22 protein-coding genes are annotated in these 25,722 nt (G+C 66.4%); 13 read left to right on the forward strand and 9 right to left on the reverse strand.

All coding sequences use genetic code 11. The features are described from left to right. Positions 1-45 precede the first annotated feature (45 nt). Entirely contained in the window at positions 46-327 is a 282-nt protein-coding gene (locus Cte04_RS13140) for a hypothetical protein (RefSeq protein ID WP_066478240.1), read from the forward strand. Positions 328-704: 377 nt separating this feature from the next. Here the strand turns inward: Cte04_RS13140 and Cte04_RS13145 are convergent, their stop codons facing one another. Further along, positions 705-1,625 (reverse strand): LysR family transcriptional regulator, encoded by a 921-nt coding sequence (locus Cte04_RS13145; protein WP_066478242.1) that lies wholly within the window; start codon positions 1,623-1,625, stop codon positions 705-707. 190 nt (positions 1,626-1,815) lie between these two features. Between Cte04_RS13145 and Cte04_RS13150 the strand changes: the two genes are divergently transcribed. The 3 genes from Cte04_RS13150 to gloA all read left to right on the forward strand — a co-directional run bounded on the left by Cte04_RS13150 (position 1,816) and on the right by gloA (position 4,390). Next, entirely contained in the window at positions 1,816-2,487 is a 672-nt protein-coding gene (locus tag Cte04_RS13150) for an orotate phosphoribosyltransferase (protein ID WP_066478752.1), read from the forward strand. Further along, the gene (locus Cte04_RS13155; RefSeq protein ID WP_066478245.1) at positions 2,484-3,752 is read left to right on the forward strand and encodes a hydantoinase/carbamoylase family amidase; all 1,269 of its coding nucleotides are present in this window, start codon (positions 2,484-2,486) and stop codon (positions 3,750-3,752) included. The genes Cte04_RS13150 and Cte04_RS13155 overlap by 4 nt, the downstream gene beginning before the upstream one ends. Positions 3,753-3,967: 215 nt before the next feature. Beyond that, positions 3,968-4,390, forward strand: a complete 423-nt coding sequence (gloA, locus tag Cte04_RS13160; RefSeq protein WP_066478248.1) for a lactoylglutathione lyase — start codon at positions 3,968-3,970, stop codon at positions 4,388-4,390. Between the two features lie 91 nt (positions 4,391-4,481). Here gloA and Cte04_RS13165 read toward each other — a convergent pair whose 3' ends face one another. Beyond that, the gene (locus tag Cte04_RS13165) at positions 4,482-5,006 is read right to left on the reverse strand and encodes an OmpA family protein (RefSeq protein WP_066478251.1); all 525 of its coding nucleotides are present in this window, start codon (positions 5,004-5,006) and stop codon (positions 4,482-4,484) included. Positions 5,007-5,321: 315 nt separating this feature from the next. Between Cte04_RS13165 and Cte04_RS13170 the strand changes: the two genes are divergently transcribed. Further along, on the forward strand, positions 5,322-6,002 hold the full coding sequence (locus Cte04_RS13170) for a gamma-glutamylcyclotransferase (protein WP_174522926.1): 681 nt from the start codon (positions 5,322-5,324) through the stop codon (positions 6,000-6,002). 214 nt (positions 6,003-6,216) lie between these two features. After that, entirely contained in the window at positions 6,217-6,849 is a 633-nt protein-coding gene (locus tag Cte04_RS13175) for a superoxide dismutase family protein (protein WP_066478255.1), read from the forward strand. A 47-nt stretch (positions 6,850-6,896) separates the two neighbouring features. Here Cte04_RS13175 and Cte04_RS13180 read toward each other — a convergent pair whose 3' ends face one another. Continuing rightward, positions 6,897-7,505 carry a nucleotidyltransferase family protein gene (locus Cte04_RS13180; RefSeq protein WP_066478258.1) on the reverse strand — a complete coding sequence of 203 codons (609 nt, stop codon included), beginning with the start codon at positions 7,503-7,505 and terminating at the stop codon, positions 6,897-6,899. Positions 7,506-7,561: 56 nt separating this feature from the next. Here Cte04_RS13180 and pdxH point away from each other — a divergent pair, with 56 nt between their 5' ends. Beyond that, entirely contained in the window at positions 7,562-8,209 is a 648-nt protein-coding gene (gene pdxH, locus Cte04_RS13185) for a pyridoxamine 5'-phosphate oxidase (RefSeq protein WP_066478757.1), read from the forward strand. Positions 8,210-8,701: 492 nt separating this feature from the next. Then, positions 8,702-9,484 (forward strand): tyrosine-type recombinase/integrase, encoded by a 783-nt coding sequence (locus Cte04_RS13190; RefSeq protein ID WP_245633369.1) that lies wholly within the window; start codon positions 8,702-8,704, stop codon positions 9,482-9,484. Between the two features lie 36 nt (positions 9,485-9,520). Here the strand turns inward: Cte04_RS13190 and Cte04_RS13195 are convergent, their stop codons facing one another. The 3 genes from Cte04_RS13195 to msrA form a co-directional block, all read right to left on the reverse strand. After that, positions 9,521-11,719, reverse strand: a complete 2,199-nt coding sequence (locus Cte04_RS13195) for a TonB-dependent receptor domain-containing protein (protein WP_083526656.1) — start codon at positions 11,717-11,719, stop codon at positions 9,521-9,523. A 247-nt stretch (positions 11,720-11,966) separates the two neighbouring features. Further along, complete coding sequence (locus Cte04_RS13200) at positions 11,967-12,404, reverse strand: hypothetical protein (protein WP_157081994.1); 438 nt, start codon at positions 12,402-12,404, stop codon at positions 11,967-11,969. A gap of 183 nt (positions 12,405-12,587) precedes the next feature. Continuing rightward, on the reverse strand, positions 12,588-13,124 hold the full coding sequence (gene msrA / locus Cte04_RS13205) for a peptide-methionine (S)-S-oxide reductase MsrA (RefSeq protein ID WP_066478765.1): 537 nt from the start codon (positions 13,122-13,124) through the stop codon (positions 12,588-12,590). Positions 13,125-13,375: 251 nt separating this feature from the next. Between msrA and Cte04_RS13210 the strand changes: the two genes are divergently transcribed. The 5 genes from Cte04_RS13210 to Cte04_RS13230 all read left to right on the forward strand — a co-directional run bounded on the left by Cte04_RS13210 (position 13,376) and on the right by Cte04_RS13230 (position 20,765). Then, the gene (locus Cte04_RS13210; protein WP_066478264.1) at positions 13,376-14,638 is read left to right on the forward strand and encodes an efflux RND transporter periplasmic adaptor subunit; all 1,263 of its coding nucleotides are present in this window, start codon (positions 13,376-13,378) and stop codon (positions 14,636-14,638) included. A gap of 2 nt (positions 14,639-14,640) precedes the next feature. Then, positions 14,641-17,808, forward strand: a complete 3,168-nt coding sequence (locus tag Cte04_RS13215; RefSeq protein ID WP_066478268.1) for an efflux RND transporter permease subunit — start codon at positions 14,641-14,643, stop codon at positions 17,806-17,808. A gap of 160 nt (positions 17,809-17,968) precedes the next feature. Further along, a complete protein-coding gene (locus Cte04_RS13220; RefSeq protein WP_066478270.1) occupies positions 17,969-18,679 on the forward strand; it encodes a protein-L-isoaspartate O-methyltransferase family protein in 711 nt (236 codons plus the stop codon). A gap of 146 nt (positions 18,680-18,825) precedes the next feature. Further along, positions 18,826-19,182, forward strand: a complete 357-nt coding sequence (locus tag Cte04_RS13225) for a rhodanese-like domain-containing protein (RefSeq protein ID WP_066478274.1) — start codon at positions 18,826-18,828, stop codon at positions 19,180-19,182. 173 nt (positions 19,183-19,355) lie between these two features. Beyond that, positions 19,356-20,765, forward strand: a complete 1,410-nt coding sequence (locus Cte04_RS13230; protein ID WP_066478281.1) for a TolC family outer membrane protein — start codon at positions 19,356-19,358, stop codon at positions 20,763-20,765. A gap of 69 nt (positions 20,766-20,834) precedes the next feature. Here Cte04_RS13230 and Cte04_RS13235 read toward each other — a convergent pair whose 3' ends face one another. The 3 genes from Cte04_RS13235 to Cte04_RS13245 form a co-directional block, all read right to left on the reverse strand. Continuing rightward, a complete protein-coding gene (locus tag Cte04_RS13235) occupies positions 20,835-22,172 on the reverse strand; it encodes a 3-deoxy-D-manno-octulosonic acid transferase (protein WP_066478772.1) in 1,338 nt (445 codons plus the stop codon). A 25-nt stretch (positions 22,173-22,197) separates the two neighbouring features. Beyond that, positions 22,198-23,586 (reverse strand): phosphomannomutase/phosphoglucomutase, encoded by a 1,389-nt coding sequence (locus Cte04_RS13240; protein WP_066478282.1) that lies wholly within the window; start codon positions 23,584-23,586, stop codon positions 22,198-22,200. Positions 23,587-23,734: 148 nt separating this feature from the next. Then, complete coding sequence (locus tag Cte04_RS13245) at positions 23,735-25,627, reverse strand: propionate--CoA ligase (RefSeq protein WP_066478283.1); 1,893 nt, start codon at positions 25,625-25,627, stop codon at positions 23,735-23,737. Between the last annotated feature and the right edge of the window lie 95 nt (positions 25,628-25,722).

The following is a 25,722-nucleotide window of genomic DNA, read 5'->3' on the forward strand; positions in this document are numbered from 1 at the left end:
GCGGCGCATGCCGCCTTTTTCCACCGCAACCTAGAAAGCACCATCATGAAAAACGTATTCACCACCACCGCGCTCACCATGTGTCTGGCTCTGGGCGCCCCCACGGTCTTCGCGGCCGACGCCATGACCAAGGACGCCATGGGCAAGGACCCAATGGGCATGGAAAAGTCCTCCATGGACAAGAATGCCAAGCACAAGGACGCCATGAGCATGGACAAAGGAATGAGCAAGAGCACCACAAGCAAGGAGAGTCAATCGTCCATGGACAAAATGACCAAGGATGGGATGGCTAAAGACTCCATGTCGAAGGATGGCATGGGCAAGTAAGAAGCAAGGGCGTGGCAAGGCTCTTGTCTGCACGAGCCATGCGCACGCTCTTGGCCCTTTCTCCAGGACGCATTGAAGTGCGAAACGCCGGCGCACTGAAGGCCCAGTTGTCCGCCCTCCGCGCTGCTCACGGTCTGAGCCCGATGCTCGACGAGCATGCCGGGCTTCTCGGCTGCAGGCAGTTCGCTTTCGGTGCTTCTCTGGGGCCACAAAGCCGACGGCACCGCCTATGGGTGTCGATCCGCAGGGCTTGGTACAACCCGCTGCGGCAGCCGTAGCGGTAGTCAACCGGGGCCGGATCCAAGCCGCCTTCGGCCGCGATGGACTTGCCGGTGGTGTAGGCAAAACGGGCGGCAGCGCTTGCGACCCACCCCGGATCAGCACTCCTGCACCAGCGCTGCGGCAAAGTGCCGGGCTGGTGCAGACAGATCGGCAAAGCGGATCGCATACAGATTGAGACTGCGCTCGGCCCAGGTATCGGTCAGCGGCACCGCATGCAGGGCTCGCGCCTCCCCCAGCCTCTGGTAGGCACCTTCGGGCATGACGCCCACGCCCAGTCCACATTCGATCATGCGACACATGGCACTCAGGCTGTCGACCTCGATGCGCTGGCGCAGCATGCGCCGGCCGGCACGGGCCTCCCTGTCGAGCATTTCCTGAACAAGGCTGCTGTCGCGCAGCCCGACCTGGGCATAGTCCAGCGCTTCTTCATAGGCAAGGTTCCGATGGCTCGCCAAAGCGTGGTCGCGGGGCATGATCAGCACCATGCGCTCGCGCCGGTAAGGCATGGACTCCAGCCCTTCGACCTCATCACTGGGACTGCAGACGCCCAGATCAGCCATGTGGTCGCGCACGGCGCGTGCAACAGACCGGCTGGTTGCCTGGCGCAAATCGATTCGGATATCGGGATGGCGCTTCACGAAGACTGCAATATCCTCGGGAAGGAACTGCTCCACGGCGGAGGCATTGGCGCTCAGGCGGACCAGTCCGCGTATGCCGCGCGCATATTCGCCAAGGTCATCGCGCAAATGTTCGACACCCAGCAAAATCGTGCGCGCATGCTCGAGCAGCAGCTCTCCTGCAGGAGTGGGTCGTACCCCGCGAGCATGGCGCAGCAGCAAAGGTGTGCGGGCCAGGGACTCCAGCTCTGCAACACGCTTGCTCACCGCAGAAGCCACCATGCCGCCGCGCTCCCCCGCACGTGCAATGCTCCCGCACTCGCAGATCAATACGAACAGATCCAGGGAGGAAAGATCGATCTGGCGCAAAAAGCTGCGCGATGAGGCGAATTCGGACATGGGCAAGGGAAGCCGGAAGCTCACGCGACGGGGAGCAGTTCCGGGCAGGAGGCGCTGGATGAAATATCAAGTGTGCGGCATGCCTACATGCCGCTCGAGCCATCACGTTTTGGAACGGCTCGAGGAATTTTAGACACTTCTTGCCGAAGGCGTGCATTCTTAACATGCCCGTTTTGACACGGACATGCCCATGCTTCTTTCCGATTCCGACGCACCGCGCGTAGCCCAGGCCCTGGTGGACCTTGGTGCCGTACGCATCGCCTCGCACCAACCGTTCATCTATACCTCGGGCTGGGCCAGCCCGGTTTACGTGGATGCGCGAGTCCTGATATCGGATGTTGCGCTGCGCCGCGAAATCATGGACATCGCGGCCCGCCTGGTGCGGCCGGTGATTGCCAATCGCGGCATCAATGCCATCGTAGGCACCGAAAGCTCGGGTATCGCATTTGCCGCATGGCTGGCCGAGCGGCTGGAGCTGCCCATGCTCTATCTGCGCAAACGCCCCGTCGGATGGGATATCACGGCCCAGCTCGAAGGCCGTCTGCCGGCCGATGCCAAAGTACTGCTGGTGGACGATGTGACGACCGATGGTCGTTCCAAGGCCGGTACCGTTGCTGCCCTGCGCCGGGCAGGCCCGGTGGTCGAGGATGTGCTGGTGCTGCTCGACTATGCCCTCTATGCCCCGCAGGCAGGCACAGAGGCAGGCCAGGCCCTGTCCTTGCATGCCCTGGCGACATGGAACCACCTGCACGCCGCCCTGCTGGCCAGCGGGCAGCTCGGCGCAGAACAGAAGACCACGCTCGCGGACTTCTCGGCGTCACCCGTGGCCTGGTCCATCCGCCATGGAGGTACCGGAGCATGATGGCCTGCAATACCTTGGTGGATATCCCTGCGCTGGCGCAGTCCCTGCTGGCCGAGGTCCACGGAGCGACCCGTGACGGTCTGGGCGTCACGCGTGAAAGCTATGGCGCAGGCGAGACTGCCGCGCTGCGCCTTCTGGAGGAGCGGGCCGAAGAACTGGGTCTGCGCCATGAATGGGATCGGGCCGGCAATCTGTGGCTGAGCTTGCCGGAGGAAACGCGGAATGCCCCTTTTCTGGTGATCGGTTCGCATGCGGATTCGGTCCCGCAAGGCGGCAACTTCGACGGACTGGCGGGCATTGTGGCCGGCATGCTGATGCTGCTTGCGCTGCGCGGCCGCCATGAAGATGCTCCGCCGCTGCGTGTGCTGGCCCTGCGCGGCGAGGAAAGCGCCTGGTACGGCAAGGCCTACCTCGGCTCGCTGTCCCTGCTGGGCAAACTTCCTCCCGCAACCCTGAAGCGGCCTCACCGCGATGGGGTCGGCCTGCTCAGCGAAGCCATGTCGCGCTGCGGCGCCGATATCGAGGCCATCCAACGGGCGCAGCCGCTGATTGATCTCACCGATATCGCGGCCTATCTGGAATTGCATATCGAGCAGGGCCCGATCATGGTCAATCGCGGCTGGCCCGTGGCACTGGTCACCGGAATTCGCGGCAATGTCCGCCACAACCTGATCCGCTGTATCGGCGAAACCGGGCACTCCGGCGCCGTGCCGCGCTGGCTGCGCAAGGACGCCCTGCTCGCGGTTGCCGAGCTGCTTTCGCGCATGGACGAACACTGGCGCGTGCTGCTGCAGATGGGCATGGACATGGTGATGACCACGGGCATCTGCTCGACCTCTGCGCAGTCGCATGCTGTATCCGTCATTCCCGGGGAAGTGGCCTTCAGCTTCGAGGTGCGCAGCCAGGATACGCAGACACTGGAGAGGTTCTACACCCTCATGCGCGAAGAGTGCCAGGCCATAGAGCGTGCCCGTGGTGTGCGCTTTGAATTCGATGAGCGCCTGTTCACGGAGCCGGCCACCATGGATGCGGCCTGGCTGCGCCGCATCGAGGCAGCTGCGCCGCCAGGGATGAAGCTGGAGCGCATGGCCAGCGGCGCTGGCCACGATGCGGCCGTGTTTGCCAATGCCGGCGTACCGTCGGCCATGGTATTCATCCGCAACGAAAACGGTTCGCACAACCCCCATGAAGCCATGGAGATGGAAGATTTCCTGCTGGGGGTTGAGCTGCTGACTCGCGCCGTGCTGTCCCGGCTCTCGCACTAACGCACGCTCTTGGAGAAGACTTCATGCAAGACACAATCCGTGCTCGCATGGAGTGCCCCATGCGTCGCGGTCCTGCCCGAGCCGATCGCAGCCAGGATCGAGAACCCAGCCAAGACCAGTGGCTGCCTGGAGCGGCCGCAGTGCCTGTGGATGGGCATCCGGACGTGGTTCCCTTCCCGAGGTACCGCTATCGGCACTTGCGGCACAATAAGTGCATGAGATTCCTTCACACGATGCTGCGCGTTGGCAACCTCCAGCGCTCTATTGACTTCTACACCAAGGTTCTGGGCATGCAGCTGCTGCGTACCTCCGAGAACCCCGAGTACAAATACTCCCTGGCGTTCCTGGGGTTCGATGGGGGCAATCCCGGCCAGGCCGAGATCGAGCTCACCTACAACTGGGGCACCGACAGCTACGAGCTGGGTACGGCCTACGGCCATATCGCGCTGGGTGTTCCCGACGCCTACGCGGCCTGCGAAAAAATCAAGGCAGCCGGTGGCAACGTGACCCGCGAGGCCGGTCCGGTCAAGGGCGGCTCCACGGTGATCGCCTTCGTGACCGATCCCGATGGCTACAAGATCGAGCTAATTCAGGAAAATTCGCGCAGCCATGGAAGCGATCCACTGCGCAATGCCTGAATAAGGCCTCAATGAAAAACGCCCCGATGCCGACTGGCACCGGGGCGTTTTGCTTTTCCGGCCGGCCCTGTTCAGGGCCAGCCCCTGCGTTTCACTCGGCCAGAATCACTTCCACGCGGCGGGCCTCGGCATTGCTGCCGCTGGCTTGCGTCTGTTCGGGCTTGTTGAGCTCGATCCTGTCTTCGGCCACACCCAGCGCAATCAGGGCCGCCTGCACGGCCTGGGCGCGCTGCTTGGCCAGCTCGGCATTGGCTTCAGCGCTGCCGGTGGCATCGTGGTAGCCGGAGATCACGGCGCGCTTGCCTTCCTGCACGCCCTTGACCACATCGGCCAGCGCAGCATTTGCGCCTTCGGCCAGTTCGGACTTGCTGGAGGCGAAGTAGAACTTGACCACGCCGTTCTCGACCACCACGGTGGCCACGTCTTCCTCGACCACCACGGGTACGTTGGTGGCACTGCCGGCCGCGGCGTCGGCGGCTGCCTTGGGCGCATGCGGGATGCCGCGCTGGTAGACGACAACGCCCACCACGGTGGAAACGACCAGGGCGATCAGGGCAAACAGAAAGCCCAGGGCAAAACGTTGTTGGCTGTCGTCGTCGGAGCTGTTGAAAGACATGGATGAAAAATCCTCCGTGGTTGTCGAAAGTGATGAAGCAGATGTCCTGCGGCAGCAACAGCAGGCGTCTCCCACGCCGGCCCGGCTGCAAAAACAAGCGATTGTAGGGCCTGGGCCGTCCAAGGCGTGGAGCGAGGCGGACCGCGAGGCCAGGGCCAGCCTGCGTATCGGGATGCAGATGTTGTTTTTTAGTGAACGGCCGCCCCGCCGTGTGCACCGGGAAGGTGAACGTGCGTTGAACAAGGCATATGCTTTGAACTGTCCTGTCCGCATGGCGGCTGATGCCGGGCCCGGGCAGTGCCTGATGGAGTTTCTATGTCTGCCCTGCCCTTGTCCTCTGCCGTTTATCGCGACGCCACACCCATGTTGCAGGAGGTGATGGCGCAATGGGGCGGGCAGGAGGACCTGTGGGTATTCGGCTACGCCTCCCTGATCTGGCGTCCCGATTTCGAATTCACGGAGCGGCGCCCGGCGCGCGTCTACGGCTGGCATCGGGCGCTCAAGATGTGGAGCACCATCAACCGCGGCACGCCGCAATGCCCGGGGCTGGTATTCGGCATTCTGTCGGGCGGCAGCTGCCAGGGCATGGTGTTCCGCATTCCGCGCGAGCAGGGCCCGTCCGTCATGCAGCAGCTGTGGCAGCGGGAAATGCCCAATGCGGTGTACGACCCGCGCTGGCTGCCGTGCCAGACGGCGCAGGGGCCCGTCAGGGCACTGGCCTTCACGCTGTCGCGCCAGAGCCCGCACCACACCGGCGAACTGGCGCCCGAAGAATACCGCCGCATCTTTGCCCAGGCGCGAGGCATCTACGGCACGACGCGGGACTATGCGCGCGCCACTTTCGAAGAGCTGATGCGCATGGGCATCAATGACCGTGCGCTGGAGCGCCTGCTGGGCTATGACGACCATTGCGGCACCATGGCGGCGGCGGCCGCCGCCAATGCCCCGGCGATCGGTGTGCAGGCCGACAGGCCCCAGTCTCAGCGGCAGGCGTAGGATTTTTGCTGCACAAATAATAGCTTTCAGCGCAATCTGCATTGGGCATTTAAGGCTAAAAGATGCCAGAAACCTTATCTAACAAGCGCTGCCTACTTGCATTTCCATAGCTGCAGGCCTTGGCACAAGATATTGCAAATCAATCGTGCAAGCCCGTTAAGCTTGGGATTCTTGATGGACGTGTAATACCAACCAGTTCATGAAAGGAACAAGCATGCGTTTGAACCCGTCGTTGACATCCTCCCGCGGCGCAAGCCCGCGCCCTCTTCTTGCCGGCCTGCTGCTGGGCTCCGTCCTGGCGCTTGCTGCCTGCTCGACCTCGGCCCCGAAACCGGCGGGCTCCGCCTCGGGCGACGGCATGGCGGCCGCGCCTGGTGCATCGGGCGGCAAGGGCGTGCAGGCGATCGCAAGGCTGGAGCCGACCAAGGGCAGTTCGGTCAACGGCGTGGTGCAGTTCTTCCCGCGCGGCGATGGCTCGGTCCAGGTCAAGGGCACGGTCCAGGGCCTGGCGCCCAACAGCGTGCATGGCTTCCATATCCATGAAAAAGGCGACTGCTCCAGCGGCGACGGCCTGAGCGCGGGCGGCCACTTCAATCCGGGCCAGCAGGCCCATGGCAAGTTCGATGGAGCCGTCCACCACGCGGGCGATCTGCCCAGCCTGACGGCCGACGCCCAGGGCACGGCCACGATCGACTTCACCAGCCGCAGCATTGCCCTGGACCGCGGCACCAGCGGCATTCTGGGCCGCGGCCTGATCGTGCACAACGACCCTGACGACTACACCACCCAGCCCACGGGCAATTCCGGCGCGCGCGTGGCCTGCGCGGTGATCGAGCGCGGCGCCTGAGATCCGGCTCTTTCCCTGAGAAAGCGTGCTCCGGGGCACGCTTTTTTTCATTCCCTCCCCGGTATCTGCTGCCGTGCCCAGAGAGCGCGCGCCTGTTCCATGGCCTCGACCGTGTCGACATCGAGCACGCAACCTTCGTCGAATGTCGGCAGCGCTGTGCACAAGCCGGCAGCCATGGCCTCGCGGACCACACTGGCGGCGCCCTGGTCGCCGGTCAGCTGCATCAGGGCGGGCCCGGCCGCGGCGGAAAAAGCAACCGGATGGCCTTTTCGGCCCTGGAACCGGGGCTGGATCACGGTGAGCGCCTCGGGATGCTGCGCCGAGGCCTCCACCAGCGCCCGGGCAACGATGCGCAGGGTGGCGGGCTGTACCAGAGGAAGATCGGCCGGAAGAATGAGCCAGCCCGCGGAGCCGGCCGTGGCCCGCACGGCCGCGGCAATGCTGTCGCCCATGCCGGGATGCGGCCCCCGCTCCAGATGCCAGGGCAGGCCGCTGGCCTGCACGCCGGCCAGTATGTTTTCAAGTACCGTGGGGCTGCCCGGGCCGCCCAGCAGGGCGTCGAGCTTGTGTGTGCTGCCGCCCGAGGCGCGAAAGCGCTCTCCCCTGCCGGCGGCGAGTATCAGGATGCAGGGTGGTGTGGGCAGGGATGAGTTCATGGCTTTCGGATTTGCATGCGGGCATCTGAAGCGGCAGGCGCGGCACAATGCAGAACATGAGCAGCTTATCTTCTTCCATCGCCGATCTGCGCAAAAGCTACGAACGCGCCGAGCTCAGCGAATCCGCCTCCCATACCGATCCCCTGCAGCAATTCGACCAATGGCTGCAGGAAGCCCTGCGCGCCCAGGTGCCCGAGCCCAATGCCATGACGGTGGCCACCGTGGGCGGCGACATGCGCCCCAGCACGCGCATCGTGCTGATCAAGGGCTATGACGAGCGTGGCATCGTCTGGTACACGAACTACGACAGCCGCAAGGGCCGGGAACTGGCCGGCAATCCGTTTGCGGCCCTGCAGTTCCACTGGGTGGAACTGGAGCGCGTGGTACGCATCGAAGGCCGCGTGGAGCAGGTCAGTGCCGAGGAAAGCGACGCCTACTACAACAGCCGCCCGCTCGATTCCCGCATAGGTGCCTGGGCCAGCCCGCAAAGCCAGGTGATCAGCAGCCGCAGCGTGCTGGTGACCAATGCCGCCAAGTACGGTGCGCAGTTCCTGCTGAATCCGCCCCGTCCTCCGCATTGGGGCGGTTTCCGCCTGATGCCCGATCGCTGGGAATTCTGGCAAGGTCGCAAAAGCCGCCTGCACGACCGTCTCTGCTACCGTCTGGAAGATGGCGTCTGGCTGCGCGAGCGCCTGGCGCCCTGAATCGGGGCAAGAGAACAAAGGCCCTTGTGCAGGGCCTTTGTTCGAAGACACAGCTCTTCCATGGCACAGCTTGAAAGCCCCTCCTTACTGGAGACAGAAATGGCAGAAACGTCCCTTTTCGTGAGTGAAGATGGATTGAAATATTCATGTAAGTTACATTAAAATTCCTGCATGAACGATGCATCGATGTCCCAGGATAGTTCTGCCTCTTCAGCCTCTCTTCCGAACGGACTGGAGCTTTTTCAGGACTGGCTGACCCATGAAGGCAGCAAAAGCTGGAATCCGCTGGACACCTCGCCGGACGGCGGCTATGAGCATGTCTGGATGGCCTGGCTGGGGCATCTGGCCGCCGCCCGCCATCCAGGCAAGCGTCAGGGCATGGGCCCCACCCTCACCGCAAGGCCGAAAACTCCTCGTCCAACCGCTTCTTCCACAAGGAATAGCAAGGCCTGGCATGAGGCAACGGCCGTCGATGTGCAGCGTTTTCTCCAGATGCGCGCTGGTCAACAGGCCCATCATCAGCCAGACAGGCAGATCAGCGACGTGACGCGCAGGCGCTATTGGCGCCTGCTGGAGCGCGTCTACGAACATGCGCTTGCGCATGGCTGGATCACGGCCAATCCGGCTTCCGGCCTGGAACCGGATGATCGCCCACCCGCCGAAGACGGCAAGGGGCATTGCCTGCCTCCCCTGCTCTGGCAAAGTCTGCCGCGCCACTTTCCTCCCGCCGATGGCTACCAGAATGCGCGCGACCGGGCCATTGTGCTGCTGCTGTATGAACTGGCGCTGGCGCCCGAGGAAGTGCGAGCGTTGCTGTGGCGCGACCTGCTCGATGCCGACCAGCAGCCCTGGTCTCCTGCATCGGGACGGGAACGGCCTGCGGCATTGCGCATAGACGGCGCCCGGGCCGCCCAGCAGCGCATGCTGCCGCTGCCCGAAAACACTGCCGGCGCCCTGGCCGACTGGCGCCGCTTCAGCAGCGCCCAGCGCGGCCCGGGCGTCGTGGAAGCAGATGCACTGGTGTTCTATTCGCGCCGCGGCGGGCCTTTGTCGGTGCGCATGCTGTTCCATGTGGCTTCGCAGATCATCCAGCGCGCGCACCAGGCCCAGCCCGAGGATGCCCAGAAGGCGCCGCTGCAGCGCGTAGGCCCGCAGGTACTGCGCAATACCGCCATCGTGCAATGGCTGCGCGCCGGACGCCCCGAGCTCGAAGTCATTGCACAGATCGGCGTGGAAAGCACACGGGCCCTGCGCCACCTGCAACACTATCTGTAGCATGCAGATCAACGCCCCAGCCCGGGGGCTCCGGCTTTAGAAGTCCACCTTCACACCGGCCGTCAGGTTGCGGCCCATCAGCGGCGCCTGCATCTTGATGAACGACGTGGCGGCGTAGGCCAGCCTGTTGGTCAGGTTCTGGCCCTTCACATAGACCTGCCAGGTATTGGCGCCGGACTTCCAGCGGTAGCTCGCGCCAAGGTTGAGCACGCCATAGGCAGGGGTTTCGCTCTCATAGGCAGCCGTGCGGTTCTGCCTGAGCACCTGCACCCACTCGGCCATGGTGTCCCAGCCCTGGATGCGACCGTCCACCCGCAGGCCCCAGCGCTGGGCCGGAATGCGCGGCAGCGGCGAACCGTTGTCCAGCCGCGCACGCACGCCGTCCCCGAACACCGTCACGGCCCACTGGCTGGACAGGCGTTGGCGCAACTGGGCTTCCCAGCCCGTGAAGCGCGCATCGCCCTGGGTGTATTGCAGCAGTTGCAGGCCATCGAGCTCATCCAGCGTGGTGCCGTAAATGTAGTCCTTGATGCGGTAGTGGTAGGCACTGAGCTTCCAGGTCGTGTCGCCTGCGTTCTTGCCTACGCTCAGATCCAGCGCCTGGGAACGCTCGCGCTTGAGATCGGCATTGCCGCGCTCGTAGGTGGAGGTGGCCATGTGCAGGCCGTTGGCGAACAGTTCCTCGGCCGTGGGCATGCGGCTGCCGTTGGTATAGGACGCCGTGGCGCTGTAGCCCGGCATGAATTTCCACACCGTGCCCAGCGACAGGGACGTGGCCCGGTGGCTGCGCTTTTCGTCGCTGGCCTGGGCCTCGATGCTCTGGCGGTCATGGCGCAGCGCGGCCTGCAGGCTCCAGTCCTGCCAGCGGTATTCCTCCAGCAGGTACAGGCTGTCGCGGCGCGTGTCCGTAGGCTGGATATAGGCTTCCTCGCCCTGGGCGCTGAAGCGCCGCTGCATGGTCTGCAGACCCAGCGTGCCACGCCAGCCTGCAATGGGTTCGTGCTCCACTTCCATGCGCAGATCGTGCGCGCGGTTCTTGAAGCTGGTGGCCACCTGGCCATCCTCCACCTCGTCGTGGTGGTAGTCGGTGAAACCGCCGCGCAGGCGCACGGCCGCGATCCCTGCGGTGGGCTGACGCCATTCGCCACGCAGATCCCAGCGTTCGCTGAGCAGCTTCACAACGGGCACGCCGCCGGCGTCGCCGCCCCCTGCAGCATGGTCGTGCCCGTCGCCACCGTCGTGGGCGCCGCAGTGCAGATGGTCGTCATGCGCATGGCATCCTTCAAAACTGTGGTTGTGGCCCGGCAGGCCATAGTTCGCCGCCTGGCGCGTGTAGGCCAGGCCCAGGTAGCCTTTATCCGTGACCCAGGAAAGGCCCAGGCTGCCCGTATCGGTGCGGTTGAAGCTGCCGGCCACCTTGCCGCCCTGGCTCCAGCCGCTGCCCACGCGGTAGTCGCCGGCGTTGCGTGCCACGCCTTCGGCATGCAGCACCAGGGTGCCGGCACCGCTTTTCGCAGGCGTGGCGCCGGTCAGCGAGAACGCGCCCGCCGCCTGGCCATCGGCCGTGCTGCCCTGCAGCTGGGCCGAGCCTTCGATGCCGTTGGCAGGCACGGCGGTGGGAATCTTGTTGTCCAGCACATTGACCACGCCGCCCATGGCGCCCGCGCTGTACAGCAGGGCGGAGGGGCCGCGCAACACTTCCATTTGTCGGGCCAGCATGGGCTCGCTGGTCACCGCGTGGTCGGGGCTGACGGTGGAGGCGTCCTGCAGGTCCGAGCCGTCGCTCAGGATGGACACGCGCGCGCCGTCCATGCCGCGGATGATGGGTCGGCTTGCGCCGGCGCCGAAATGGCTGGCATTGATGCCGGGCTCGGCCGCCAGCGTCTCGCCGAGCGTCGCGGCCTGGCGCTTGAGCAGCGCGTCGGCGTCGAGCACCTGCACCGGCGTGGCCATGTCCGATGCAGCCATGCCGGTGGCGGACACCGTGACCTCGCCCAGGGTGGCGCCATCGCCGGTGCCCGCCTGGGTCGCGGCTGGAGCGGCGGGGGCCTCAGCGGCGGACTGAGCCATGGCCGGCGAGGCGCAGATCAGCGCGCACAGGCCAAGGCCGGCCAGCACGACGGGGCGCAGCGCGGCCGGGGGCAGGTTGCGGGTATTGCGCTGCGCGGCAGCCTGCAGAGAGAAAGCCTCGCAAGGAGAAGAGAAAACAGGAAAGAAACGAACAGGTGACTGCATTGCAGACTCCACAAGGCACACGCCTTCCAATCGCGGCAATCCAGCGATCAGGCCTGTGCGGATATCAAGCTAAACCGGCTGCAGAGCCCGTAAAACAAGCACAGCCAGCTACGAAATGTGAAGTTGCAAGAAAAGCGCGCCGGCCCTGTTGCCTGCGGAAAGCTCGGCATGGGCAGCGGATGGCACGGCCATGTGCTGTCGGCAAGGACAGGCATGCAGCGTGCAACCGCTCTGGAGCGGCAGGCGGCTATATCTTGCGCAGGCGAAGGGCGGGAGGAGCGCGCGCGTCGAAGAACGCGGCAGGTAGATGGTCCGGCGCCGCCTGTGCATGCGGCAGCGGCAGCGCACTTTCGGGAGCGACGGGTTCGAAGCAGGCCACCGTCGGCGGGCCCGCATAGCTGTGGTTGAGCTGGTCCAGCAGCTGGCACTCTGCCGGACCGTGGCCGCCGAACAGAGCATGGACCCAGGAGTGCGGTACACAGCCTGCGGCACCGGCATCCGCCGAAGCGGCCTTGCAGCCGTCCGCAGTCGCCAGGCCGGCGGTACCGGCCTGTACCGCATGCAGACCCGTGGCATGCACCACGCGGTGCATCTGCCCCAGCAACGGGCCAAGCACCAGGGCCAGCAGCAGCCACAGCATCAGCCCATAGCGGTCCAGTCGTGCGTGCCCTCCTCCAGCATGCACGCGCAATGCCCCAGGCGGCCGGTCAGCCGCCGCAGCGCGGGCTTGGGAAAAGAAAGGCGGTTTCAAGGGACGGGACTATGCAAAGCGCAGTTCCAAGCGGCGAAGCTGCGCTGGTAGGGACCCGTAGTGTAAGCCGATTGCCGACAGCTGCCGGTGCTCGATCCACCGCCCAAGCCCGCGGGCTCAGTCCTTTTGCCATTTGCCGAAGGCATGGCGGAATTTCTGCACCTTCGGGCCGACCACAAAGGCGCAGTAGCCCTGCTGCGGATGCTGGAGGAAATAGTTCTGGTGGTAGTCCTCGGCCGGCCAGTAGCTTTGCAGCGGCTGCACCTCGGTCACGATGGGCGCATCGTAGGCCTTGGCGGCCTGCAGCTCGGCAATCAGGCCGCGGGCAATCTCTGCCTGCCCGGGCGTGGTGGTGTAAATGCCGCTGCGGTATTGCGTGCCCACGTCGTTGCCCTGGCGGTTCAGGGTGGTCGGATCGTGCGTGCCGAAGAAGATCAGCAGCAGATCCCTGAGGCCGATCACGGCCGGATCGAACTGCACACGGATCACCTCGGCATGGCCGGTGGCGCCGGTGCACACGGCCTCGTAGCTCGGATGCTCCAGATGGCCGTTGGCATAGCCGCTTTCCACATCCGTCACACCGCGCACGCGGTCGAACACGGCCTCGGTGCACCAGAAGCACCCTCCGCCCAGATAAATCGTCTCAATGGCCATCGTCATCCCCCACCCGGACACCTTTTCCGGGCATCCCGTGAGGTTAGCGCATCTGCAACGATCTGCCGGCCGCAGCGTGCAAAGGCCATGGCTTACGCCGCGATGCAGATTTGCCGCAGTCCGGGGGCCGACCCGCGTGACCGCCGCAGCCGCCCCCGCTAGGATGGCGGGGTTTTGCCCGAAACAGGCTTTCCCGGGAAAGCCGGGACAAGGCAGGCCTTCCCCATCCAGTCCCCAAGGAACCCCATTTCATGAAGCGCTACGGCCGCTGGCTCATCGGTTTGTTGACGGTTGCCCTGCTCGCGGCCCTCGGCATCCGCGTTGCCGGCAACTATCAGAAAAAGCAACGCGCGACGACCGAGGCCACGCAATCCCGGGAACTGCCCATCCATGTTTCCGGCCAGGAAGTGATCGCCGCCCAGCCGCGCGCCATGGCGCTGACCGTACCTGCCAGCGGCGTGGTCCAGGCCGTCCACTCCGCCGTGGTCAAGGCCTATGTGGCCGGTGAACTGCGCGGACTGACGGTACGCGAGGGCGATGCCGTGAAGAAAGGCCAGTTGCTGGCCCGCATCGACGCCACCGAGGTCGATGCCCGCTGGCGCCAGGCCCAGCAGCAGGCCGATGCGGCACGCGCGCAGCTGGCCATCGCCCAACGCCAGCATGACAACAACCAGGCCTTGGTGAAGAAGGGCTTCATCTCCGATACGGCACTGGCGACCTCGCGCGCCAACCTCGATGCCGCGCAGGCCAATCTGGCCGCGGCCCAGGCGGCGGCCGATGGCGCCCGCAAAAGCGTGCGCGATACGGCGATCACCAGCCCCATGAACGGCCAGGTCGCCCAGCGCTTTGTACAGACTGGCGAACGCGTGGGCGTGGAGGCGCGCATCGTGGAGATCGTGGACCCGAGCCAGCTGGAAATCGTGGTCCAGCTCGCGCCCGCCGATTCCGTGCAGGTCCGAGTGGGCCAGATGGCACAGCTGCAGGTGCCGGGCGCCGCGGCCGATCTGGCCCCGGTCCAGGCCAGGGTGGCGCGCATCAACCCCAGCGCCCAGGCTGGCTCGCGCACCGTGACCGCCTATCTGAGCATGTTGCCGCCCACCCCTGCCGAAGGCAGCAAAAACAGTAGCAGCCTGCTCTTGGCAGATATGCGTCCCGGGCTTTTTCTGCAAGGATTCATCGTAACCGGCCAGGCCGAGCAGTTGGCCCTGCCGCTGACCGCCGTGCGCACTGACAGGCCCCGGCCCTATGTGCAGGTGCTGCAGCCGGACACGGCGGAAGGCAAACCCGGCAATGAACCGGGCAGCGCCGCGTTCCAGCGCGTGGCCCACCGCTTTGTGCAACTGGGCCGGCAGACTTCGCTGGACGGCACCACCTGGGTGCAGATCACCTCAGGCCTTGCAGCCGGCAGCCTGGTGCTGGGCGGCAGCGCCGGCGGCCTGCGCGAAGGCACGGCCGTGATCGTGGACGAGGCTGCAGCCCCGGCGCCTTCCGGCTCTTCCCCTGGAGGCCGCTGACCATGTGGTTCACGCGCATCAGCCTCAGGAACCCCGTGCTGGCCACCATGCTGATGCTGGCCTTCGTGGTGCTGGGCGTCTTTTCCTACCAGCGGCTCAAGGTCGACCAGTTTCCGAACATCGAGTTTCCCGTGGTCGTGGTCTCGGTGGCCTACCCCGGCGCTTCGCCCGAGATCGTCGAGAGCGAAGTCACCAAGAAGATCGAGGAAAGCGTGAACTCGATCGCCGGCATCAATGCGCTGACCTCGCGCAGCTACGAGGGCTCCAGCGTCGTCATCATCGAGTTCCAGCTGCAGGTGGACGGCCGCCGCGCCGCCGACGACGTGCGCGAGAAGGTGGCCGCCGTGCGCCCCAACCTGCGCGACGAGGTCAAGGAGCCGCGCGTGATGCGCTTCGACCCGGCCAGCACGGCCGTATGGTCGGTGGCGGTGCTGGCGGATGCGCAGCCCGGCCAGGCGTCTCTGGACCCTATCGGCCTTACGAGCTGGGCCGACCAGGTGCTCAAGAAGCGCCTGGAGAACGTGCGCGGCGTGGGCGCCGTCAATCTGGTGGGCGCCACGCGGCGCGAGATCAACATCTACCTGCAGCCGCAGGCGCTGGAGGCCTATGCCATCACGCCCGAGCAGGTGGCCAATGCCATACGCGCCGAGAACCAGGAGCTGCCCATAGGCGCCATACGCTCCCTGGCCCAGGAGCGCGTGGTGCAGATCGATGCCCGCATCCAGAATCCCGAGGCCTTCGGCAGCATCATCGTGGCCCAACGCAACGGTGCCCCCGTGCGCGTGGGCCAGCTGGCGCGCGTGCAGGACAGCGCCCAGGAGCTGGAGTCGCTGGCCCTGTACAACGGCGAACGCACGCTGCTGCTGTCGGTGCAAAAGGCCCAGGACGAAAACACCATCGACGTGGTCGACGCGCTCAATGCCGCCATCGCGGCCCTGGGGGCCGAGCTGCCGCCCGGCGTGCACCTGCAGGCCATTGCCGACAACTCGCGCTCCATCCGCGTGGGGGTGGAGAACGTGCGCCAGACCCTGATCGAAGGCGCCGTGCTGACAGTGCTCATCGTGTTCCTGTTCCTGAACTCCTGGCGCTCCACGGTGATCACGGGGCTGACGCTGCCCATTGCGCTGATCGGCACCTTCCTGTTCATGTACGTGTTCGGCTTTTCGATCAACATGGTGACGCTGATGGCGCTGTCGCTGTGCGTGGGCCTGCTGATCGACGACGCCATCGTGGTGCGCGAGAACATCGTGCGCCATGTGCAGATGGGCAAACCGCCCTACGCGGCCGCCATGGACGGCACGCAGGAGATCGGCCTGGCCGTTCTGGCCACCACGCTGTCCATCGTGGCCGTGTTCCTGCCCATAGGCTTCATGGGCGGCATCATCGGCAAGTTCTTCCACGAGTTCGGCATCACCATCGTGGCAGCGGTGCTCATTTCCATGTTCGTGAGCTTCACGCTGGACCCGATGCTATCCAGCGTCTGGTATGACCCGGCCATCCATGCGCATGGCGAGCATGGCGACACCAGCCTCTACGGCCGCACGCTGGGCCGCCTCACGGCCTGGGTGGAGCGCAGCACGGACCGGCTCTCGGAGCTCTACCAGTCGCTGCTGCGGTGGTCGCTTGCGCACAGGCTGTCGACGCTGATCGCCGCGGTGCTGATCTTCATCACCAGCCTGGCCCTGGTGCCGCTGCTGGGCACGGAATTCGTGCCCAAGGCCGATTTTTCCGAGACCACGGTCAGCTTCAACACGCCGGCCGGCACTTCCATCGAGGCCACCGAGGCCAAGGCCCGCCAGGCCAATGCCGTCATCCGCGCCCTGCCCGAGGTGCGCTACACGCTGACCACGATCAACACCGGCACGGCCCAGGGCAAGAACTACGCCAGCATCTATGTGCGCCTGAACGACCGCAGCCAGCGCAGCCGCAATGTGGATGCGATCTCGGCCGAGCTGCGCGAGAAGCTGCGCGGCATCGCCGGCATCGAGGTCACGCATGTGGGCCTGCGCGAGCCCGTGGGCGGTCAGAAGCAGATCGAATTCTCGCTGCTGGGCCCGGACCTGGAGGAGCTGGGCCGCCTGAGCGCCGAAGTGCAGCGCCGCATACGCCCCATTGCCGGCCTGGTGGACCTGGACTCCAGCCTCAAGCCCGACAAGCCGCTGATCCAGATCGCGGTGCACCGGGATGCCGCAGCCGACCTGGGCCTGAGCGTGGGCAGCATGGGCAGCGCCCTGCGCACCTGGGTGGCCGGCCAGACCGTGGGCAACTGGCGCGCCAGCGACGACCAGACCTATGACGTGAACGTGCGCCTGCCGCCCGAGTCGCGCAGCACGCCGCAGGACCTGGAACGGCTGCCGTTCGCCCTGGCCGCAACGGATGGCGGCACGCGCATCGTGCGGCTCAACCAGGTGGCCAGCGTGGTGGAGGGCAGCGGGCCGACGCAGATCAACCGCCGCGACCTCAACCGCGAAGTCGCGCTCAATGCCAATGTCTACATGCGCTCGGCCGGCGAGGTCACGGCCGACATCCGCCAGGCGCTGGCCGACCTGCCGCTGCCGCCCGGCTACCGCTACCAGTTCAGCGGCGCGGCCAAGAACATGGCCGAATCCTTCGGCTATGCGGTCTCGGCCCTGGCGCTGGCCGTCATCTTCATCTACATGATCCTGGCCAGCCAGTTCAAGAGCTTTCTGCAGCCGCTGGCCCTGATGACCTCGCTGCCGCTGACGCTGATCGGCGTGGTGCTGGCCCTGCTGATGTTCGGCTCGGCCCTGTCCATGTTCTCCATCATCGGCGTGGTCATGCTCATGGGCCTGGTGACCAAGAATGCCATCTTGCTGGTGGACTTCGCGATCCGCGCACGCGAGCCCCACGCCGATCCCGCTACGGGCGCCATCGTGCCCGGCCTGCCGCGCGCCGAAGCCCTGCTGCTGGCCGCCCGCGTGCGCCTGCGCCCGATCCTGATGACCACGCTGGCCATGATCTTCGGCATGGTGCCGCTGGCCTTTGCCGTGACCGAAGGTTCGGAGCAGCGCGCCCCCATGGGCCAGGCCGTGATCGGCGGCGTGATCACCTCCTCGCTGCTGACGCTGGTGGTCGTGCCGGTGGTCTATTGCTACCTGGACGACCTGGCGGCCTGGTGCAGGCGGCGCCTGTACGCCGACAAGCAATAGCCCAGGCCCTGTCATTCCGTGTCTTTGCAGCCCGCGAGGGGGCGGCTTTTTGCCTGGGCCGCGGCCCGGCAACAAAAAACCGCCCACTCATCCACAAGGCCCCGGAGGCTCGTAGAATCCCTGGTTTGTCCTGATAAGTCTTTCTCCGGAGATTTCCCCCATGGCTCTGCCTATGAACAGCCAAGTCGACCCGCGCGATGTGCACGCGCAGGCCCGCTTCAACATGATCGAACAGCAAATCCGCCCCTGGAACGTGCTGGACGAGGAGGTGCTGGAACTGCTGGGCCAGGTGCGCCGTGAAGACTTCGTGCCGCCCGAGTACGTGAACATGGCCTACATGGACATCGAGATCCCGCTGCTGGGCTCGCCCGAGGAAGCCGCCGCCAAGGGCTGGCACATGCTGGCGCCCCGCATCGAGGCGCGCATGCTGCAGGACCTGGCCGTCAAGCCCGGCGACCGCGTGCTCGAGATCGGCTCCGGCTCCGGCTACATGGCCGCGCTGCTGGCCGCCCGCGCCAAGGAAGTGGTGACGCTGGAAATCGTGCCCGAGCTGGCCGAAATGGCCCGCGAGAATCTGCTGGGCGCCGGCGTCAAGAATGCGGAAGTGCAGCTGGCCGACGGTGCCAGCGCCGCTGCGGCCCTGGGCCAGTTCGATGTCATCGTGCTCAGCGGCTCCGTGGCCAAGGTGCCGGATGCCCTGGTCGATCTGCTCAGGGACGGCGGCCGCCTGGGCGCCATCGTCGGCCAGTTGCCGGTGATGCGCTTCACCGTGGCGGAGAAAAAGGGCCACCAGGTCCAGGTGCGCCAGCCCTGGGACACCCTGGCCTCGCGCCTGGAAAACTTCGAAGAGCCTTCGCGCTTCTCGTTCTAAGCCGCCGCAGCCGCACCGGCCCGCCGCGCAGGCCCGGTAACAGGCGGATTCTTCGGCAGGGCAGGCAGCCGCCCTCTGCCCTCTCTCACCAGCAGCTGGCAGCCGTTCCCGACGGCCCGGCCGCCAGCCGCTACAGGAAATTGCACATGCTGCCACAGGTCTCCCCCTCCCAATTCGACGACTGGCTGGCCGCCCACGGCACCGGGCCGTCCCGCCCCGTGCTGCTCGACGTGCGCGAGCCCTGGGAAGTCGCCCAGGCCCATGTGCGCGGCGACGGCCAGGCCGACCGGTTCGAGCTGCGCTGCATTCCCATGGGCGAGATTCCCTCGCGCCTGCAGGAGCTGGACCCGGACCAGCCGATCGCCTGCCTGTGCCATCATGGCGCCCGCAGCATGAACGTGGCCGTCTACCTCCTCAACAACGGCTTCGAGAACGTCGCCAACATCACGGGCGGCATCGATGCCTGGTCCCGCGAGCGCGATGCCGGCGTGCCACGCTACTGACACCTTCACCTGTTGACCGAGACCTGCCCCCATACCACCTTATGACACAGCCCCGGCCAAGCCCTCTTCCTCAAGACCTCGATGCCCTCGGCACGCCGCAACCAGCGCGGCGGCCCAGGTCCGGCAGGAAGGCGGCGGCCACGGCCCCTGCATGGGCCGCCAGGGCTGCGGGCATGGCCGCCTGGCTGCTCAGCGCGGCCGCCGGCGCGCAGACGCTGTCGGAACTGGTGGCCCAGGCCCGCGGCTTCGATCCGCAATGGCAGGCGCAGCAGGCCGATGCCCGCGCCGCCACCAGCCGCGCCGACCAGGCACTGTCGGGCCTGCTGCCCAGCGTGGGCCTGCAGGCCGGCGCCACCCGCACGCATGTGGACGTGCATGTCTCGGGCGCGCTGCCGCCCACCATGCAGGTGCCGGGCAGCATGAACACCAACCAGCAGAACCTGCAGCTCAGCGCCCAGCAGCCCCTGTACCGCCCGGCCAACAAGATCGCCTACGAGCAGGGCCAGCGCGGCATGGATGTGGCGCGTGCCCAGCTCGACAGCGCGGCCCAGGGCCTGATCGTGCGCGTGGCCCAGGCCTATTTCGATGTGCTGGCCGCGCAGGATTCGCTGAACGTGGCCCGGGCCCAGAAAAAGGCCATCACCCAGCAGCTGGAATCGGCCAAACGCAATTTCGAGGTGGGCACGGCCACGATCACCGATTCGCGCGAAGCCCAGGCCCGCTTCGACCTGGTCACGGCACAGGAAATTGCGGCCGAGAACGACCTGCAGGTCAAGCGCGTGGCACTGGACCAGCTGGTGGGCCGCGCCGGCGTGCAGCCCACGCCCATGGCCAGGCCCGTGACCCTGCCGCCGCTGCAGCCCGCCGACATGCAGGCCTGGGTGGATACGGCCCTGGGCAACCAGCCCCAGATCCGCCAGGCCCAGCTGGCCCTGGACATCGCCAGGCTCGATATCCAGAAGGCCGAGGCCGGCCACAAGCCCACGGTGGACCTGCAGGCCGGCTACCAGGTCAACCGTTATCCGGACGGCAGCATGACGCCCGCGATTCCGCTGGGCTATCGCACGAATGCGGCCAGCATCGGCGTGGTCATGAACATGCCGCTGTTCGCCGGCTTTGCAGTGCAGAACCGCATCAAGGAAACCGTGGCCCTCGAAGAAAAGGCCCGCGCCCAGCTCGATGACGCACGCCGCAATGTGGAGCAGGCCACGCGCACGGCCTTTCTGGGCGTGCAGTCGGGCCAGGCCCAGGTCAGAGCCCTGGAAGCCGCGCTGGCCTCGAGCGAAAGCGCGCTGGAAGCCAACCAGGTGGGCTACGACGTGGGGGTGCGCATCAATATCGATGTGCTCAATGCCCAGAGTCAGGTCTACCAGACCGAACGCGATCTGGCCAATGCACGCTACCAGGTGCTGCTGGGCCAGCTCAAGCTGCGCCAGGCCGCGGGCGTGCTCGGCGACGACGACCTGCGCGGCATCGATGCGCTGACCATCGCTCCGGCCATTGCCCCCGCGCCGGGCAGCGCGCCGGCTGCTGTCTCCGGCGCCGCCGCGCCCAAGCTGCCAGCCAGGTCGGCCAAACGCTGAGTGCACTATCAAAACAAAAGCCGCCAGCGCTTGCCTGGCGGCTTTTTCATGGATATTTCAATCCGAATATCAGGCAGATCGGGCGCTAGCAGCTCCTGATATGGGAGCATTCGAGCGCATCAGCTGCTCGATGGCCCGGGCCGTGGCTGCCGCGGCCCCGCGATGGCGGTGCATGAAGTCGCGTGCGCATGCCTCGGCGTCACCCAGCTTCCCCGGCGCCTGCACCAGGGCCAGTGCATCCTGTACGCCGACCGCCATATCGGCGCTGCGCACGGCGGCGCCGGCCTGTACCGCCATCTCGGAAGCCTGGCTGAAATTGAAGGTATGCGGCCCCAGCACCACGGGCGTGCCGCAGGCCAGGGATTCGATCAGGTTCTGCCCGCCCAGCGGCTCGAAGCTGCCCCCCATCAAGGCCACGGCCGCCAGGCGGTAATACAAAGGCATCTCGCCCAGCGAATCACCGAGCCAGACGGCGCCCTGTTGCCCGGGCGGCTCGCCTTCCCACCGGCTGCGCCGCGACAGGCCGAAGCCCGCGTCGGTGATCAGCTGCGCCACGGCATCGAAGCGCTGCGGATGGCGGGGCACGATCAGCCATTGCACCGCCTGCGCTGCAGCCCCCAGTTGCTTCAGCTGCGCCAGCAGCAGCGCCTCCTCGCCCTCGCGACTGCTGGCCAGCACCACCACAGGTTTCGTGAGATGCAGGCGCCAGCCGGCCGCGAGCGACAGCTGGGCCGCGTCGGGCAGCACATCGAACTTGAGGTTGCCCAGCACCGCATCCACCTTCGCCCCCACATTGTGCAGGCGCTGAGCATCCTCCTCGGACTGGGCCCAGACGGCGGCCAGCGCGCCATAGGCGGGCCGGGCAATCGGCGCCATGCGCAGGGCCCCGGCTTCGGATTTGGCATTGAGCCGCGCGTTGGCCAGCGCCAGCGGCACGCCGGCATCGGCGCAGGCCGCGATCAGATTGGGCCAGACCTCGGTTTCCATGAGCACGCCCACGGCGGGACGGAACTGTTCAATGAAACGCCGCGTGGCGTCCAGCGTATCCCAGGGCAGCCAGACCTGGATGTCTCCCTCGGCCAGCAGCCGGGCGCCCTCTTCGCGGCCCGTGGCCGTGCTGTGGGTGAGCAGCAACCGCATGCCGGGCAGGCGCTCGCGCAAGGCCCTGACCAGAATGGCGGCCGCACGCGTCTCGCCCAGGGACACCGAATGGATCCACACCCATTGCCCGCGCCCGTCCCGTCCCAGATCGGCCGGCGCGTAGCGGCCGAATCGCTCGGGCACCGCCACACCATAGCCGGGCTCGGCCACGGCGCGGCGGCGCAGCTTGCGGCGCAGCAGGGGCTGGGCCAGCCAGACCAGAGCACTGTAGGCGCAGCGCGCCGGAGTCAGGAACGCCCTGGGCATACCGAAGGCCGGAAGATCGAACGCGTCAATGGGCAGCGCCGCCCACCTGCGCATCGGGCTTGACGCGCTTGAGCAGCGCCAGCATGCGTTCCTCGATACGCTGCAGCGCGGTTTCGCTGTGGCCCTCGAAGCGCAGCACCAGCACCGGCGTGGTGTTGCTGGCGCGGATCAGGCCGAAGCCGTCGGGCCAGTCCACGCGCAGGCCATCGATGGTGCTGACCTGGGCCGGCGCTGCAAATTCGCTGGCCGCCAGGGCCTGCAGTTCGGCCGCCAGGCGGTGCGGCTCGCCCTCGGCGCAGCCCACATTGAGTTCCGGCGTGGAATGGCTGGTGGGCAGCGCATTGAGCACGGCGCTGGGATCGGCGTCGCGGCTCAGGATTTCCAGCAGGCGGCAACCGGCGTAGGTACCGTCGTCGAAGCCGTACCAGCGCTCCTTGAAGAAGATATGGCCGCTCATCTCGCCACCCAGGGGCGCATCAAGCTCCTTCATGCGGGCCTTCACCAGCGAGTGTCCGGTCTTGTACATCACGGGCTGGCCGCCCGCAGCTTCGATGGCCGGCGCCAGGCGCTGCGTGCACTTCACGTCGAACAGAATCGGCGCGCCGGGCACGCGCGACAGCACATCGCGGGCAAACAGCATCATCTGGCGGTCGGGGAAAATCGTCTGGCCGTCCTTGGTCACGATGCCCAGGCGATCGCCGTCGCCATCGAAGGCCAGGCCCAGTTCGGCATCGGTGGTCTGCAGCGTCTTGATCACATCGCGCAGGTTCTCGGGCTTGCTGGGGTCGGGGTGGTGGTTGGGAAAATCGCCGTCGACTTCGGAAAACAGCTCGATCACCTCGCAGCCGAGCTGGCGGAAAATGGCCGGTGCCGAGGCGCCGGCCACGCCGTTGCCGCAGTCCACGACGACCTTCATGGGGCGAGAGATTTTCACATCGCCCAGGATGCGTGCCGTGTAGTCGGCCAGCACATCGGCCTGGCGAATCCGGCCGCTGCCCGTGATGGTCCAGTCGTCACGCTCCATGCGCTGGCGCAGCGCCTGAATTTCTTCGCCATGGATGGCGCGGCCGGCCAGCACCATCTTGAAGCCGTTGTAGTCCTTGGGGTTGTGGCTGCCCGTGACCTGGATGCCGCTCCTGCACAGCGTGGAGGCTGCAAAGTACAGCATGGGCGTGGTTGCCATGCCGATGTCGATCACCTGCACGCCCACGTCGGTCAGGCCCTGCATCAGCGCCGAGGACAGCGCCGGGCCCGAGATGCGGCCGTCGCGGCCCACGGCCACCGTGGTCTCGCCCTCGGCCAGGGCCGCCATGCCGAACGCGCGGCCTATGCCCCTGGCGACCTCTTCGGTCAGGGTAGCCGGCACGATGCCGCGGATGTCATAGGCTTTGAAGATGGAGGATGCAACTTGCACGGCGGGTCTTTCTCGTAGCGTTTCAATCCCATGGCGCAAGGCACTGGCCCGCGCAATGTAATCGGCCGATTTTAGGCTGCAAACAACAAGGCCCGCGCTTCACAGCCGCGGGCCCTGGATTCGCGGCGCCCGGCGAGGCACCCGATATTTACAGCTGCTGCTGCACCTGGGCCAGCGCGGCCGGATCTTCCATGGTGCTCAGGTCGCCGGGATCGCGCCCTTCGGCCACCGCCTGCAGGGCACGTCGCAGCAGCTTGCCGCTGCGCGTCTTGGGCAAGGCGGCGACGAACAGCACGCGCGAGGGCCGCGCCACCGCGCCCAGCCGCGAATCGACCAGCTTCATGATCTCGGCCTCCAGCGCCTGGCGCGCCGGCGCGTCGTCCGTCAGCGCCGCATCGCGCACCACGGCAAAGGCCAGTGCCACCTGGCCCTTGAGGCTGTCGGCCACGCCGACCACGGCCACTTCAGCGATCTGTGCATGGGCGGCGATGCTTTCCTCGATCTCGCGCGTGCCCAGGCGGTGGCCGGCCACGTTGATCACGTCGTCGGTGCGGCCCAGGATGAAGTAATAGCCATCCTCGTCGCGTATGCCCCAGTCGAAAGTGCTGTAGATCAGCCGGCCCGGAATGCTCTTCCAGTAGGTGTTGACGAAGCGCTCGTCGTCGCGCCAGACAGTCTGCATGCAGCCCGGCGGCAGCGGCCCCTCGATGGCGAGCACGCCTTTCTGGTTCGCCTGCGTCAACTCCTGGCCCGTGGCGTCGTCGATCAGCTTGACGTTGTAGCCGTACACGGCCTTGCCGGGGCTGCCGAAGCGGGTGTCCTGCTTTTCCACGCCGTTGCACAGCGTCAGGATGGGCCAGCCGGTCTCCGTCTGCCAGTAGTTGTCGATGATGGGCTTGCCGATGGCATCGCTGATCCAGGCGGCCGTGGGCTCGTCCAGCGGCTCTCCGGCCAGCCACAGCGCCTTGAGGCTGGACAGGTCGTGGCGGTGCAGATGCGCTGCGTCGTGCTTCTTGAGCACGCGTATCGCCGTGGGTGCCGAGAACATGTGCGTGACCCGGTATTTCTCGACGATTCCCCACCAGGTGCCGGCATCGGGCCGCACCGGCAGGCCTTCGTAGAGCACCGTGGCCATGCCGTTGATCAGCGGCGCATAGATGATGTAGCTGTGGCCCACGACCCAGCCGATGTCGCTGGTGCAAAAGAAGGTCTGGCCCGGCTGGGCAGCGAAGATGTGCTTCATGCTGGCCGCCAGCGCCACGGTATAGCCGCCCGTGTCGCGCTGAACGCCCTTGGGACGGCCCGTGGTGCCGCTGGTGTAGAGCGTGTAGCTGGGGTGCGTCGCATCCACCCATTCGCAAGGCACCTGCGCATCCATGTGCAGCGCGCGCAGGGAGGCCCAGTCGTGGTCGCGCCCCGCGCGCATGGGCGCCGGCGCCAGGCCCCGGTCCACGATCAGCACGGCCGCGGGCCGGTGTGCGGACAGTTGCAGCGCTTCGTCCAGCAAAGGCTTGTAGGCCACCACGCGGCCGCCGCGCGAGCCCGCATCGGCGCTCACGATGACCTTGGGCTGCGCATCGTCGATGCGCGAGGCCAGCGCTCCCGAGGCAAAGCCGCCGAACACCACCGAATGGATGGCGCCCAGGCGTGCACAGGCCAGCATGGCAAAGGCCGCCTCGGCAATCATGGGCATGTAGATCTGCACGCGGTCGCCCTTTTGCACACCCAGCGCCTTCAGCACCGCCGCCATGCGGTTGACCTCGGCATGCAACTCCTGGTAGCTGTAGGCCTTTTCGGCGCCGGTTTCGGTGGAGATGGCAATCAGCGCGTTCTGGCCGGCGCGTGCGGCCAGATGCCGGTCCACCGCGTTGTGGCACAGATTGGTCAGCCCGCCGGCAAACCATCGGGCAAACGGCGGATGGCCGTAATCGCAGATCTGCTGCGGCGGCCGGTGCCACTCGATCAGTTGGGCCTGCTCGGCCCAGAAACCCTCGCGGTCCTCGATGGACCGGCGGTAGAACTCTTCAAAACGCGTGCTCATCGCTTGTCTCCTTGGCTCTCCATGCTTGGCGGAAAGCCTTCTGCATTCATAATTATTCATCACAGACTTGCCGAAAACTGACAGCCGCCCCTGCC

Origin of the sequence: Comamonas terrae (assembly GCF_001544075.1) — a bacterium.
Lineage (GTDB): Bacteria > Pseudomonadota > Gammaproteobacteria > Burkholderiales > Burkholderiaceae_C > Comamonas > Comamonas terrae.